We start from the raw sequence: 13,227 nt of genomic DNA, 5'->3' as shown, positions 1-13,227 counted from the left end.
TCCGTTCCGGCGCGGTATGTCCCACCCATCTTGGCAGATGAGGATGAGGGATGCGGCGGTTGGTGGGACGCGCGGTGGAAAAGGCGCGGCTTTGGCGCTGGCAACGCGATCCGTTCCGAAGCCTGGCGCTGCGCCGCTGGTTCCGCGAACGCTACCGGGTCGATGTCGGGCTCTACAGCTATGGCTGCTTCGATCCCTGGCGGATGCCAGGGCCACTCGTGATCGGGCGATACTGCTCGATCGCCTAGACGGTCTATTCGGCGCCAATCAATCATCTTGTGACCGGCATCACGACCCATCCCGTGTTGTACGAGCGGCAGTTTGGGGTGGTGGAGGAAGACCGGCATTATGATGCGCCGCAGGTCATCGAGGATGATGTGTGGATCGGCCATCACGCGGTGATTCTGCCGGGGTGCCGGCGGATCGGCCGTGGCAGCATCATCGGTGCGGACTCTGTCGGGACTCGCGACGTGCCGCGCTATGCCATCATCGCGGGCAGTCCGGCTCGGGTGCTGCGCGAACGGTTTTCACCATCGGTCCAGGCGAAGCTGGAGCAAAGCCGTTGGTGGTAGATGGACCTGGCGCAATTGCGTGAGCTGGCGCGGCGCGACCGAGATTTCGTGTTCGATCCGGTACGGAGGGGCGCAGCGGCCAATGTTGCTGGGCTGGCGACCGCGGCATGAGCGCGATGATAGAGGTCAGCGTCATCATTCCGCATTATGATGATCTTGCAGGGCTGGATCGCTGCCTTGCCGCGCTGATGCGGCAGACGATGGCGCGCGATCGCTACGAGATCATCGTCGCCGACAATATGAGCCCGTGCGGTGAAACGGCGGTTCGTGACATCGTGGCGGGGCGGGCGCTGGTGGTGACCGCGGCGGAGCGCGATGCCGGGCCGGCGCGCAACGTGGCGGTCGCCCACTCGCGCCCGGGTGGCTCGAGGCGGGAATGGCGGCGCTGTGGGATCACGACATCGTCGGTGGGCAGGTAGACGTGCTGATCGATAGCCCTGACGGAAAAGCGGGTCGCAGGCCTATCAGGCGGTCTTCGCGTTCCACAATCGCGTTTATATCGAGCGGCAGGGGTTCTCCGTGACGGCCAATCTGTTCTGCCGGCGCAGCGTGTATGCCGCGACGGGGCCGTTTCACGTTGGCACGTCGGAGGATCGCGACTGGTGCGTGCGGGCGGGTGAACGGGGGTTTCGCATTGGCTATGCCGCCGCCGCAGTGGTCGGCCATCCGGCGCGCCCGGACTGGCCGGCCTTGCTGCGCAAATGGCGTCGAATGAACGCGGAGATGTTCGTTTTTTCCCGTCAGCGCCCCGGCGGGCGCGTGCGGTGGCTCGTCGCCAGTGCGGCGATGCCGCTCTCGATCCTGGCACACAGCCCCGTTTGCTGACCAGCCCGGCGTTGAGCGACTGGCGCGAACGGCGGCGCGGGCTGGCGACACTCGCCGGGCTGCGACTGTGGCGATGTGCAGACGGCATGCTGCGGCTGGTCGGCGGCCGCGCATGAGTGCCATTGGCGTCTGCATCGTGTCGTTTCGCGATCCGGCGCTGGTAGCGCGCTGTCTGGCGGCAGTTGCAGAATCGACGTTCACCGATTTCGCGGTGGTGATCTGCGAGAATGGCGGCGCGGCGGCGCGGCGAGCGGTGCAGGAGCAGCTTCCCGCCAAGCTGCCGGGCGGCCAGCCAGTGACGATCGTGCCGCAGGCCGCCAACCTTGGCTATGCCGGCGGGGTCAACGCCTGCATCGCCGAGCGCCCCGATGCGGCGGCCTGGTGGGTGCTCAATCCCGACACGGTCCCGGAGCCCGGCGCTCTTGCCGCGCTGGTCGAGCGGCTGGGCCGCGGCGATTGCGACGCGGTGGGCGGCATCTTGTACCACCCGAACGGCCGGGTGCAGGCCTATGGTGGTCGTTGACATCCGGCGCTGGCCCGCGCCACCTCGATCGGCCTGGGAGAATCGATCGAGGACCCGGTCGACCCGGCTGCGGTCGACCGGCACATGAACTATCTGCTCGGGGCGTGTATGCTGGTCAGCCGATCGTTCGTCCGGACGGCCGGGCCGATGCGCGACGATTACTCCCTTTCCGCCGAAGAGATCGAATGGTGCCTGCGCGCGCAGGCGAGGGGCCTGCGGCTGGGCTTCGCTCCACGGGCGCGGGTCTGCCATGGGCAGGGCGCGATCACGGGATCGGCGGATGCGATCCGGCAGCGGCCGCGGCTGCCGATCTTCCTCGATGAGCGCAACAAGCTTCACGTGGTGCGGGACACCACACCCGTACATCTGCCGATTGCTGCCCTTTCCGCCTTGCTGCTGGGCGCCGCGCGGTTCGCCGCGCGGGGGGCGTGGGCACAGTGGCGTAATGCGCTGGCGGGTTGGTGGGCGGGCATCCGCAACCATCGCGGTGCGCCGGATTGGATCGCCTGACCGCTAACGCTCCAGAGTGCGGAGCTGCGCGTCGGAGACAGCTGAACAAAATATACCGACCGGTATAAATAGTTGTTGACCGACTTTGTGGCCGCCACTATACCGACTGGTACACAACAGCTGCTCTGCCGTCATCAACGAATGACAGCGATCAGCGCCGAGGATGCCTGGCGTGACCCGCCCGGTGATCACGAATTAACAGACTGCCGCTGCATGGCCGCCCCGCGCGGACGTGTGAGGTCGCGCGCCCGTCCGGGCAGAAGGGAAGCATCATGGCCTATATCGCCTTCAACACCATCGACGCGGCGCTGCCGCTGGCACCCCTGGCAGATCCCGTTCCAGCCAGCACCGCGTGGGACACACGCTATGCCGATGATGCCCGCCTCGGGGCGCTGGAATGGTCGGTCATCGCGCTCGCAAGCAATGATCGCCTGTCCTCGTTGCGCGAGCCGGGGCGCCTTTCGGTCGCATTGCGCACGGTGATGAAGCAGAACAACCCGCGACTTGCCGACGAGCGGCTTGAGGCGTTGCGCCGCATGGCGGTGCTTGCCTGGCACCAGAGCTTCCAGGTCGCCGCGAGCGAGCTACGTGCCTTCTTCGATGCCGGTTTCACCCATGGCCAGTATGAAACGATGATGGCGAGCATTGCGGCCGCCCGTGCGCAGGAGCGCCGCCGCCGTTGATGCATCCGCCAGCCGCCTCGTGCGTTGGGAATAACGCTTGAGAGGGCTGCCACTACCGCGCGGGGCAGATCACAAGTCCTGCTGATGACGCAGAAAGTAAACGACGCCGGACGAGATCGATGAAGCTCGTCCGGTGTAAGTCATGCGACAGGTTAAACTGATCTGCATCAATAATAGATCGACTTTGTCGATCGCTGACGAGGTCCATGTCTGCGTTTCGCGTTGCGCCTATACCATTTCCGCTGCCCGGGGCGCCGGCAAGTTTTTGAATTGATCGGTTTTCAGCCGGAACGCGCTGGCTGTTGAACTCGTTAAGGCCGCAATTCCTCAGGAGGATGCAATGGCCGATACGATCGACCCGGCGCGTGCCGACGACGCGCCGCTTTCCACATCGAAACACCGCGGCGCGGCCGTCGAGGCCGCCGGTGCCACGACCCTTTCACCCCCGGCGGACGGCAATGCCGACACGCTGATCGGGCGCACCGTTACCATCCGCCGCCCGCGTGCCGAGCTGTTCGCCTTCTGGCGCGACTTCACGAACCTTCCGAGCGTGCTCGAGAATGTCGAACGGATCGAGGTGTTGGACGACCGCCGCACGCATTGGACCGTAACGGCGCCAGGCGGGAACTCCGTCGAATGGGTCGCCAGGATCACCGATGAGAAGGAGGGCGAATATATCGCCTGGGCGTCCGAGGAGGGCGCCGACGTGCCGAATAGCGGGCGCATCGATTTCCGCGACGCGCAGGGTGATCGCGGGACGATCGTCACCGCGACGATCCTGTATGATCCGCCCGCCGGGCTGATTGGCAAGGTCATCGCCAAGATGTTTCAGCGTGAGCCCGCGATCCAGGCGCGGCGCGACCTGCGCCGATTCAAGCAGCTGATGGAAACGGGCGAAATCGCCACCGGCGCGCGCAACCGCCGCCTTCTGGACGAGGGGAAGAACTGATGCGAGCACTGGCCTGGCACGGCAAGCATGACGTGCGCGTCGACACCGTCGACGATCCCGAGATCCTGAATCCGCGCGATTCGATCATCAAGATCACCTCGACCGCGATCTGCGGGTCCGATCTTCACCTCTACGACGGCTACATTCCCACGATGCAGTCGGGCGACATCCTGGGCCATGAATTCATGGGCGAGGTGGTCGAGACCGGCCCCAAGTCGACGCTGAAGAAGGGGCAGCGCGTAGTCGTGCCGTTCACCATCTCGTGCGGTGCCTGCTATCACTGCAGCAAGCACCAATATTCCGCCTGTGACAACGGATTGCCGGCCGACAACCAGGATCTGGGGCAGGAAATGTACGGCCAGCCGATGGCCGGCCTGTTCGGCTACAGCCACCTGACCGGCGGCTATTCGGGCGGCCAGGCGGAATATGTCCGCGTGCCGTTCAGCGACGTCGGGCCGATCGTTGTCCCCGATGGCGTTTCGGATGAGAAGGTGCTGTTCCTTTCCGACATTCTGCCCACCGGATGGATGGCAGCCGAAAATGCCGAAATCGAGCCGGGCGATACCGTCGCGGTGTGGGGCTGCGGCCCGGTCGGACTGTTCGCTGTCCAGTCCGCCTTCCTGATGGGCGCGGCGCGGGTGATCGCGATTGATCACTTCCCCCGCCGTCTGGAACTGGCGAAGAAGTTCGGCGCCGAGACGATCAACTTCGAGGAAAGCGCCACTTATGAGGCGCTGATGGAGATGACCGGCGGCATCGGCCCGGATGCCTGTATCGATTCCGTTGGCCTGGAAGCGCACGGCCTGTTCGTCGACAATGTGATCGACCAGATAAAGGCATCGACGTTCCTAGGTACCGATCGGCCGCACTCGATCCGCCAGGCGATTCTCGCCTGTCGCAAGGGTGGGCGGGTTTCGATGCCGGCGGTCTATGGCGGCTTTGTCGATAAATTTCCGCTCGGCGCGTTCATGGAAAAGGGCCTGACGCTCAAGACCGGCCAGACGCACGTCCAGCATTATATGCCGGGGTTGCTGAACGCGATCATGGAAGAGAAGATCGATACGACCTTCCTGATCAGCCACACCTTGCCGCTGGAAAACGCACCGGACGGTTACCGCATCTTCCACGACAAGCAGAATGAAGTGACCAAGGTGGTGTTGAAGCCAGGCCTTGAGCGCATCGAAGTCGATCTTTGAGGAGAGGCCCAATGGCTAATAAGCTCGCCCTTGTTACCGGCGCCTCTACGGGCATCGGCTTCGAACTGGCCACGCTCGCGGCGCGCGAAGACTATGACCTGATTGTCGTCGCCGACGAACAGCTGATCCAGGCTGCCGCCAACGATTTCCAGCAGTTTGGCACCAATGTCGTTGCGGTGGAGGCTGACCTGTCCACCATCGAGGGCGTCGATACGACGCTCGCGGCGGCGGCGGGGCGGCAGATCGATCTGGTCTGCGCCAATGCCGGGATCAGCAAGGGCGGGCCGTTCCTCGACGAAAGCGTCGAGGATTGGTGCCATTCTATCGACACCAATGTCACCGGCACCGTCTATCTGCTGCAAAAGACGCTGCGTGACATGGTAGCGCGCGGATCGGGGAAGATCCTGGTGACCGGGTCCATCGTCGGCTACATTCCGGGCAGCTTCAACGCGATCTACAATGCGACAAAGGCGTTCATCGACAATTTCACCGAGGCGCTGCGCAACGAGATCAAGGATGTGGAGGGCGTGACGCTCACCACGTTGATGCCGGGCCCGGTCGATACAGAGTTCTTCGCCCGCGCCGACATGCTCGACACGTCCGTCGGGCAGAGCGAGAACAAGTCCGACCCGGTCGATGTGGCAAAGGACGGATGGGATGCGCTTATGGCGGGCAAGGGGCACATTGTGTCTGGCCTGAAGAACAAGATCCAGGTGCTGGGCGCCGGCGTCGTCCCGCAATCGGTTCTGGCTGAACGGCACCGCGCCATGGCGGAACCGGGATCGGGCAAGGAGTAAGCGCTGCCCGCTGACGCGCGCGCGTTGGTCTAGAGCGCCGCGATCCTGGCCTGAAGCCGGGCCACGATCGCGGCCACCAACGATGCATCGATCGCGGTCCATCCACCGAAATCCAGCGCGACACGCCGCGCTGTGGTGAAGGCGGAAAAGCTGGACAGAAGCAGCAGCGCCTCCAGCCGATCGGCCTCACTGGCTTCGGCGCGCCCGCCGATCGCCGCCACTAGCCCGGCGACGAGCGCCAGCCCCGGTTTCCACAGATCGCGATAGAGCAGGTCGTGCGCCGGCCCGGTATCGTTCATTTCGCGCATCATGAACGTCACCCAGCTGTCGTCATCGGCGGCGTCCAGCAACATGCCAGCGAGCAGGGTGACGACTTGCTGCAGGGCCGCGCGGGCGACATCCGGCGGCACCGGCATGCTGGCGTAAATCGTCTCCACCCCCGTCTGCATCCGGCTGCGATAGCGCTCCACCACATGTTCGGCGCAGGCGCGGTACAGCCCTTCCTTGCTACCGAAATGATAGGTGATGGCGGGCAGCGCGATGCCGGTGCTGGCGGCAATGTCGCGCGTGCTCGCCCCATCGAAGCCGTGCCTGCTGAACAGCGATAGCGCGGCATTGATCAGCCGCTGCCGCGTCTCTGCGCTGCTCCGATACGGGCCACGGGGCGCCCGGGCGCGCGGCGATGATCCACTGCTCACCAGTCACCCATAATGCGCTCTGCGCTTGCGCGACAGCCTGCCTTGTCGTACCAAATCCTATCGAATGATCGGAATTATCCCATGGCTGCAACTGATCCCGGCTATCAGGTCGATTATGCCCGCCCGGTGGGCGAGGCGTCGCTCGTGCCGCCGACCTCGCCGCAATGGCGCGTGTTCAAGAATCCGGTTGCGATCGCGATTGGCGGAGTGGCGGCAGTGCTGCTGGAATTTGCCGATGCGCGGATACGATCGGGCGTGTGGGATCATTCGACGTACAAGGTCGATCCGATCGGCCGGTCGAAACGTACCGGCGTTGCTGCGATGGCCGGCGTGTTCGGCCCCGCCAGCACCGCGCGGCGGATCATCGGCGGGGTCAACCGGATGCATCGCAAGGTAACGGGGGAGACGCCCACTGGAGAGGCGTACCGTGCGCTGGACCCCGATCTGCTCGACTGGGTGAGTGCGACCGCGGCCTACGGCTTTTTGGAGGCGTATCATCGTTTTGTCGCGCCGCTGAGCGAGGCGGAGCGGCGCGACTATTATCGCGATGGTGAACCAGTGGTGCGCTTGTACGGCGTGGAGAATCCGCTCACCAGCGATGCCGATTTCTTCGCCATGCTGGATCATCTGCTTCCTAGGTTCGAGGCGCATCCGATCAACCTGGAATTCCTGGCGATCATCCAGTCGGGCAAGGCCGCGCCTGCGGTGCCACGCTTCCTGCATCGCGCGCTCGCCCGTGCCGCGGTGTCGCTGCTGCCTGACGAGGTACGCCGGCGGCTGGAGTTGGGCGCGGCGTTTGATCTTACCCGTGCCGACCGACTGATGCTGCGCCCGGCCGGCAGGCTGGCGGATCGCGTGCGCGATCGTCGCTCGCCTGCCTGGCAGGCGGCGCAGCGGCTTGGGCTGCCGGGCGATTTTGCGTGGCTCTCGTCCGCCGCCCAGAAACGGATGCTGGGTCAGCACGCGGTGGCGCAGGGCGCCGTTCCAGCGACCTGACAGAGGTGTCAGGCGCTGCGTTCGCAGGCGCTGCTAGTAGAACGGAATCTAGATGCCCGAATAACGGGCGCAGACTTTGGATCGGGGAGAGGGTCAATGACCGCAACAGGTCGCACGCGGCGTGCAATGTATCTGGGCGCCAGCATTCTGGCGGTAGTGGCGGCGGGGAGCGCACAGGCGCAGGACGCTGCGCCCACAACCACCACCGAACCGGCAGCACCCGCCCAGGCAGAGGCGCCGGCCACTGGCCAGCAGCCCGCACGCGCCAACGATGCCGCGCTCAGCGACATCGTGGTGACAGCGCAGCGGCGCGCGGAATCGATCAACCGCGTCGGCATTTCGGTCCAGGCGCTCGAATCTGAGACGTTGCAGGAACTGCGCGTCCAGAACGTTCGCGATCTGACCGCCGTCGTTCCCAGCTTCACCGTGGCGCAAAGCTACCAGGGCGTGCCGACCTACACGCTGCGCGGCATCGGCTTCAATTCGATCAACCTGTCGGCGCAATCGACCGTCGGCACCTATGTCGATGAAGTCGCCTATGCCTATCCGATCATGAACACCGGCCCGCTGATCGATATCGAGCGGGTCGAGGTGCTGAAGGGCCCGCAGGGCACGCTCTATGGTCGTAACACGACCGCAGGCCTCATCAACTTCGTCACCGGCAAGCCGAGCGAGGATGCGTCGGGCGCGATGTCGGTCGACATCGGCAATTACGAGACGTTCAACGTCGGCGGCTATGTCACTGGCCCGATCGCGGAAGGGATCCAGGGTCGTATCGGCTACCGCGTCGACCTCAGCAACGACGGCTGGCAGATCAGCAACAGCCGACCGGACGAGCGGCTGGGCCGCGTGAAGCGTTATGGCGTTCGTGGTTCGTTGGCACTTCAGCCCGGCCCGTTCGAGATCGACCTTTCGGCAACCTATTGGGTCAACAAGTCGGACACGGTGGTCGGCCAGGCGATCGGGTTCACGCCGGCGACGACGCCAGGCAGCGGTGGCGCGGCGAGCAACTTCAACGCACCGGGCGCGGCCGCCTATATCGCCGCCAATCGCCCGAGCAGTGGCAGCCAGGCGGATTGGGCACCCTATGCCCGCCGGTCGGCCGACATCGGGCGCGGCGCGGGGTTGAAGGGTCCGCTGGCGGAGGACAATTACTTCCTCGGCCTGAAGGCGCGCGTGCAGCTCGACTTGTCCGAGAACATCCGCGCGATCTCGCTCACCGGCTATAACGAATATGATCGCCAGGCGACGTTCGACTGGTCCGGCATCCCCGCCGAAGTGCTGATTCAGGAAGCCGACGGCCACATCGAAAGCTTCGCGCAGGAGCTTCGCGTCGAAGGTGATGGGCCGGGCTACAACTGGCTGGTCGGTGGCTATTACGCCAAGGACAAGATCCGCGACACCAACCGGACGCTGCTGGGCCAGAACGCCAATTCGGCGCTGCTGCGTTTCGCCAGTTCGCAGCTGGTCAACACGCCGATCAACACCTTTGGCTACACGCTGGCCGATGCCGCCACCACCTTCCGCACCTATCGTGACGAAGGCGCGTTTGACACCACCACCTGGAGCATCTTCGCCAATGGCGACTATGCCTTCTCCGATCTCATCAAGCTGACGCTGGGCGCGCGCTACACGCAGGATCTGCAGAAGTTCACTGGCTGCTCGCGCGATTTCAACGGCAGCATGGTGACCAACATCAACCTGTTCAACCGCGGCCTCTACCAGCAGCTGTTCAACCCGACGCTGCCGCTCGCCGCGCCGATCGGGATCAACGAGTGCAACACCTTCAACCCCGCGACCAACAGCTTCGGGATCGTCAACTCGCGGCTGGATGAGGACAATTTCGCCTGGCGCGGCTCGATCGACGTGACGCCAAATGCGACCACGCTGTTCTATGCTTCGATCTCGCGCGGATATAAATCGGGCACCTCGCCGATCAACGCGGCCAGCAACGCGGCGCAGAACCTTCCGGCCCGGCAGGAGCAGCTGACCGCTTATGAAATCGGCGCAAAGCTCGGCTTCCTCGACCGCCGCGTGCAGCTGAACGTCGCTGGCTTCTATTACGATTACAAGGACAAGCAGATCAGCGCCTATTTCGCTGATCCGATCTACACCGCGCTGGCCCGTCTTGATAACATCCCGAAATCCGAGGCCTATGGCATCGAAGGCGAGCTGACAGTCCGGCCGGTGCGCCCATTGACGCTGGTTGCCAACGCGTTGTGGCTGAAGACGCGGATCAACGGCTATATCGGCACCAACGCCGCCGGCCGGCCGCAGGATTTCGACGGCGCACGGTTCATCTACAGCCCGGAATGGACGGTGTCGGGTACGGCGCTGTTCGACCAGCCGGTCAACGACAACGTCAGCTTCACCGCCAATGCGAACGTCCGCTGGCAATCGCGCCAGACGACGATCTTCGAATACAACCCGCTGTACGACATCAAGCCCTATGCCGTCGTCAACGCCGGTTTCGGCGTGAAGGCAGCGGATGAAAGCTGGGCGCTGAACGTCTGGGGCCGCAACCTCTTCGACGAATATTACTGGAATGCCGTGGCCAGCAACGCCAACATCGTCGTTCGCTTCCCCGGCCAGGTGCGCACTTATGGTGCAACGGCAACCTTCCGGTTCTGAGGCGATGAGAGAGGAGCGGGAGAGGGCATGACGAACTTGCCGCCGACATTCGGGGAAGCGCTGGCGCGTCATGCGGCGGAGCGGCCGCAGCAGGTGGCGCTGCGGTTCGAGGATCGGGTGACCGATTATGCGCCCTTCGACGCGCATGTGTCGCAGATCGCCAACGGCCTCCTCGCCATGGGGCTCAACCATGGTGATCGCGTCGCCTATGTCGGCAAGAACAGCGACTGGGCGGTGGAACTGGCGCTGGGCACCGCCCGGGCGGGCATGGTGCTGGTGCCGATCATCTGGCGGCTTGCCCCGGCCGAGGTCGACGGCATCCTGGCCGATTCCGGGTCGCAATTGCTGTTCGTCGAGCCTGCCTTCTCCCGCGACTTCGCAGTGGGCCAGGTCGTCGTCATGGACGATGGGTTCGCTCGCTGGCGCGATGCCCAAAGCCCCGTGGCGCCGGCAGTGACCGTCACCGAGCATGACGTGGTGCTGCAGCTTTACACCTCGGGCACGACCGGCGCGCCCAAGGGCGTCATGCTGAGCCACGCCAATGGTATTCGGCAGCGGCAGAAGCAGATCGATGCACGGATCGACTGGCTGCTTGCCGATCCGGGCGACACGACGATCATCGCCATGCCCTATGGCCATATCGGTGGCGTCGGCGTCGCGCTGGGCGCGGTGAACAGCGGGCAGGAGCTGATCATCCATGCCGAATATGACGCGGCCAACGTCATGGACGCGATCGCCGAACATCGCGTGCGGCGGCTGTTTCTCGTTCCCGCCGCAATCGGCCTGATGCTTCAGCATTCCAAGGCGGCGACGGCCGATTTCTCCTCGATCGAGACGCTGTCCTACGGCGCCAGTCCGATCCCGCTGCCCTTGTTACAGCAGGCGGTGCAACGGATCGGATGCGGCTTCGTCCAGGTCTATGGCATGACGGAAACCTGGGGGTCGATCGTGGCGCTGCCACCCGAGGATCATCTGCCTGGCCGAGAGGACAAGATGACCGCCGCGGGCAAGGCGCTGCCCGGTGTCGAACTGAAGATCATCGACGAGGACGGCAACACGCTGCCCCCGGGCGAGATCGGCGAAGTCGCGATCCGCAGTTCGAACAACACCCGCGGTTATTGGAACAAGCCGGAGGAAAGCGCCAAGGCGCTGATCGGCGATGGCTGGCTGCGCACGGGCGATGCCGGCATCCTGGACGAGCACGGCTATCTCTTCATCCAGGATCGCATCAAGGACATGATCATCACCGGCGCGGAGAACGTTTATCCGGCCGAGGTGGAAAGCGCGATCTATGGCCATCCGGCGGTGGCCGATGTCGCCGTGATCGGCGTGCCTGATCCCAAATGGGGCGAGGCGGTGAAGGCGATCGTCGTGCTGAAGCCGGGCGCCGACTGCGATCCCGCCGCGATCATCACTCATGCGCGTGAGCGGATCGCGGGCTTCAAATGTCCCAAGAGCGTCGATTTCATCGAGGCGCTGCCGCGCAATCCATCGGGCAAGATCCTGCGGCGAACGCTGCGAGAGCCCTTCTGGGCCGGTCACGAACGGAGAGTGAATTGACGAGCTTCGCGCGCACCGACGAACAGCGGATGCTGGCCGAAACGCTGGACGCCGCGCTAGCGAATGGCGCCGACTGGCAGGCGGCAGTGATCGACACCGGCCTTGCTGAGCTAGGCATTGCGGCGGACGAGGAGGGGCTTGGCACCGACCTTCGCGATGCTGCGGTGGTGGCAGCGGCGTTCGGCCGGGCGAATGTCGATCTGCCCTGGTCCGAACATTGGGTTGCGACGCGGCTTGGTGCGCGGGAGGGGGGTAGCCCGCGCGCTGACGCCAGCGCCGCGGCGCTCGCGCGTGCAAGGGAGCAGCGCGAGCGCCAATGGGCCGAGGACGCGCTGACCGTCCTTCACTGTGCGGAGATCGTGGGCCTGTGCCGCACGATGCTGCGCGACGCAGCGACCTTTTCAAAGGAACGGCGGCAGTTCGGCGTGGCGATCGCCAGCTTCCAGGCGCTACGGCATCGCATGGCCGACATGGCGATGATCGTCGAACAGGCGGATGCGATCACCGGTGCCGCGATCGACGCCGTCGAGGGTGGCGACGACGCTGTACGGGCACGTGCCGTCTCCGCGGCGCGGGTGGTGTGCGACGATGCGGCTCGGCTGGTCGGTGAAGGCGCGGTGCAGATCCATGGTGCGATGGGGCTGACGGCCGAACTGCGCCTCGGCGGCTATTTCCGCCGCGCACGGACGCTGGCGCAGGGCGACGGCACAGCGCGCCATCACCTGCGGCGCTACGCCGCCTGACGAAGATGGCGGCCGTTGGCTAGCGGGCGTTCGGCTGCCGCGCCGACGCCCACCACGTCCAGCCCGTGACCCCGCCGCTCGCAGCGCCCATGCCGGCAAGCCAATAGCCGTCGTACACGTCGATGACGAAGACGATCATGGCCGCGAGCGCCGCGCCGGCGATGATGCCGACCCCGGCATAGGCCAGTGCGCTTTCACGCGCATGGCGCGTCAGCCATGCGGTCAGCGGCAACCCGATCAGCACCGCGCCGCCCGCCACGATCGGCACGGCGACCAGAAGCGGCATGATCGCCAGGAACAAAGACAATGGAATGTCGCTGAGGCGTTCAATCCGGATCAGCCCAAACAGGCCGAACATCATGGAGACGATCAGGAAGGGCGCCGCCCCAATTAGCGCACCCGCCAGCACCGATTTGGCAAACGCCCGTAACATGCCCCACTACAACAGCTGCGGGGCGAAACGGCAAGACGCACTGGCGTAATGGACAATCAGACCCAGCATCGCGCACTGTGTTGTGAACCCAGGGCAAGCAGGGGAGGAGCG

At 65.0% G+C, this 13,227-nt stretch carries 15 protein-coding genes and 1 pseudogene; 14 read left to right on the top strand and 2 right to left on the bottom strand.

All coding sequences use genetic code 11. From position 1 onward, the window contains the following. Positions 1-50 precede the first annotated feature (50 nt). The 10 genes and pseudogenes from K0S66_RS11240 to K0S66_RS11195 all read left to right on the top strand — a co-directional run bounded on the left by K0S66_RS11240 (position 51) and on the right by K0S66_RS11195 (position 6,055). Positions 51-248, top strand: coding sequence for a hypothetical protein (locus K0S66_RS11240; RefSeq protein WP_301075484.1), 198 nt, complete (start codon positions 51-53; stop codon positions 246-248). A 114-nt stretch (positions 249-362) separates the two neighbouring features. Next, positions 363-527 (top strand): annotated as a pseudogene (locus K0S66_RS16810) (antibiotic acetyltransferase); the annotation flags it as partial. 152 nt (positions 528-679) lie between these two features. Then, positions 680-991 carry a glycosyltransferase gene (locus K0S66_RS11230; RefSeq protein ID WP_301075482.1) on the top strand — a complete coding sequence of 104 codons (312 nt, stop codon included), beginning with the start codon at positions 680-682 and terminating at the stop codon, positions 989-991. Positions 992-1,091: 100 nt separating this feature from the next. Then, a complete protein-coding gene (locus K0S66_RS11225) occupies positions 1,092-1,397 on the top strand; it encodes a glycosyltransferase family 2 protein (RefSeq protein WP_301075481.1) in 306 nt (101 codons plus the stop codon). Between the two features lie 112 nt (positions 1,398-1,509). Beyond that, positions 1,510-1,920 (top strand): glycosyltransferase, encoded by a 411-nt coding sequence (locus K0S66_RS11220; protein WP_301075480.1) that lies wholly within the window; start codon positions 1,510-1,512, stop codon positions 1,918-1,920. Positions 1,921-2,004: 84 nt separating this feature from the next. Next, a complete protein-coding gene (locus K0S66_RS11215) occupies positions 2,005-2,430 on the top strand; it encodes a glycosyltransferase family 2 protein (RefSeq protein ID WP_301075479.1) in 426 nt (141 codons plus the stop codon). A 272-nt stretch (positions 2,431-2,702) separates the two neighbouring features. Beyond that, positions 2,703-3,113, top strand: a complete 411-nt coding sequence (locus tag K0S66_RS11210) for a hypothetical protein (RefSeq protein ID WP_301075478.1) — start codon at positions 2,703-2,705, stop codon at positions 3,111-3,113. A gap of 340 nt (positions 3,114-3,453) precedes the next feature. After that, a complete protein-coding gene (locus K0S66_RS11205) occupies positions 3,454-4,062 on the top strand; it encodes an SRPBCC family protein (protein ID WP_301075476.1) in 609 nt (202 codons plus the stop codon). Further along, positions 4,062-5,258: a zinc-dependent alcohol dehydrogenase gene (locus K0S66_RS11200; RefSeq protein WP_301075475.1), complete on the top strand. Its 1,197-nt coding sequence runs from the start codon at positions 4,062-4,064 to the stop codon at positions 5,256-5,258. The genes K0S66_RS11205 and K0S66_RS11200 overlap by 1 nt, the downstream gene beginning before the upstream one ends. 11 nt (positions 5,259-5,269) lie before the next feature. After that, positions 5,270-6,055: an SDR family NAD(P)-dependent oxidoreductase gene (locus K0S66_RS11195; protein ID WP_301075474.1), complete on the top strand. Its 786-nt coding sequence runs from the start codon at positions 5,270-5,272 to the stop codon at positions 6,053-6,055. A 29-nt stretch (positions 6,056-6,084) separates the two neighbouring features. On the opposite strand, the gene K0S66_RS11190 is transcribed toward K0S66_RS11195, so the two are convergent. After that, on the bottom strand, positions 6,085-6,753 hold the full coding sequence (locus tag K0S66_RS11190; protein ID WP_301075473.1) for a CerR family C-terminal domain-containing protein: 669 nt from the start codon (positions 6,751-6,753) through the stop codon (positions 6,085-6,087). 81 nt (positions 6,754-6,834) lie between these two features. Between K0S66_RS11190 and K0S66_RS11185 the strand changes: the two genes are divergently transcribed. The 4 genes from K0S66_RS11185 (at position 6,835) to K0S66_RS11170 (ending at position 12,683) form a co-directional block, all read left to right on the top strand. Next, complete coding sequence (locus tag K0S66_RS11185; RefSeq protein WP_301075472.1) at positions 6,835-7,749, top strand: oxygenase MpaB family protein; 915 nt, start codon at positions 6,835-6,837, stop codon at positions 7,747-7,749. Positions 7,750-7,845: 96 nt separating this feature from the next. Further along, on the top strand, positions 7,846-10,380 hold the full coding sequence (locus K0S66_RS11180) for a TonB-dependent receptor (RefSeq protein WP_301075471.1): 2,535 nt from the start codon (positions 7,846-7,848) through the stop codon (positions 10,378-10,380). Positions 10,381-10,407: 27 nt separating this feature from the next. Then, positions 10,408-11,940: a long-chain-fatty-acid--CoA ligase gene (locus tag K0S66_RS11175; protein ID WP_301075470.1), complete on the top strand. Its 1,533-nt coding sequence runs from the start codon at positions 10,408-10,410 to the stop codon at positions 11,938-11,940. After that, positions 11,937-12,683, top strand: coding sequence for an acyl-CoA dehydrogenase family protein (locus tag K0S66_RS11170; RefSeq protein ID WP_301075469.1), 747 nt, complete (start codon positions 11,937-11,939; stop codon positions 12,681-12,683). The genes K0S66_RS11175 and K0S66_RS11170 overlap by 4 nt, the downstream gene beginning before the upstream one ends. 19 nt (positions 12,684-12,702) lie before the next feature. Here K0S66_RS11170 and K0S66_RS11165 read toward each other — a convergent pair whose 3' ends face one another. Beyond that, positions 12,703-13,116: a hypothetical protein gene (locus K0S66_RS11165; protein ID WP_301075468.1), complete on the bottom strand. Its 414-nt coding sequence runs from the start codon at positions 13,114-13,116 to the stop codon at positions 12,703-12,705. Between the last annotated feature and the right edge of the window lie 111 nt (positions 13,117-13,227).

The organism is Sphingomonas sp., assembly GCF_029239295.1.
Lineage (GTDB): Bacteria > Pseudomonadota > Alphaproteobacteria > Sphingomonadales > Sphingomonadaceae > Sphingomonas.
The sequence above is the reverse complement of the archived record's forward strand: the minus strand, read 5'-3'. Positions and strand labels throughout refer to the sequence as shown.

Bases quoted from the DNA above. Each gene is read 5' to 3' on its own strand.
- K0S66_RS11240 (WP_301075484.1), top strand. From the start codon at position 51: ATGCGGCGGTTGGTGGGACGCGCGGTGGAAAAGGCGCGGCTTTGGCGC.
- K0S66_RS11230 (WP_301075482.1), top strand. From the start codon at position 680: ATGAGCGCGATGATAGAGGTCAGCGTCATCATTCCGCATTATGATGAT.
- K0S66_RS11220 (WP_301075480.1), top strand. From the start codon at position 1,510: ATGAGTGCCATTGGCGTCTGCATCGTGTCGTTTCGCGATCCGGCGCTG.
- K0S66_RS11215 (WP_301075479.1), top strand. From the start codon at position 2,005: ATGAACTATCTGCTCGGGGCGTGTATGCTGGTCAGCCGATCGTTCGTC.
- K0S66_RS11210 (WP_301075478.1), top strand. From the start codon at position 2,703: ATGGCCTATATCGCCTTCAACACCATCGACGCGGCGCTGCCGCTGGCA.
- K0S66_RS11205 (WP_301075476.1), top strand. From the start codon at position 3,454: ATGGCCGATACGATCGACCCGGCGCGTGCCGACGACGCGCCGCTTTCC.
- K0S66_RS11200 (WP_301075475.1), top strand. From the start codon at position 4,062: ATGCGAGCACTGGCCTGGCACGGCAAGCATGACGTGCGCGTCGACACC.
- K0S66_RS11195 (WP_301075474.1), top strand. From the start codon at position 5,270: ATGGCTAATAAGCTCGCCCTTGTTACCGGCGCCTCTACGGGCATCGGC.
- K0S66_RS11185 (WP_301075472.1), top strand. From the start codon at position 6,835: ATGGCTGCAACTGATCCCGGCTATCAGGTCGATTATGCCCGCCCGGTG.
- K0S66_RS11180 (WP_301075471.1), top strand. From the start codon at position 7,846: ATGACCGCAACAGGTCGCACGCGGCGTGCAATGTATCTGGGCGCCAGC.
- K0S66_RS11175 (WP_301075470.1), top strand. From the start codon at position 10,408: ATGACGAACTTGCCGCCGACATTCGGGGAAGCGCTGGCGCGTCATGCG.
- K0S66_RS11165 (WP_301075468.1), bottom strand. From the start codon at position 13,116: ATGTTACGGGCGTTTGCCAAATCGGTGCTGGCGGGTGCGCTAATTGGG.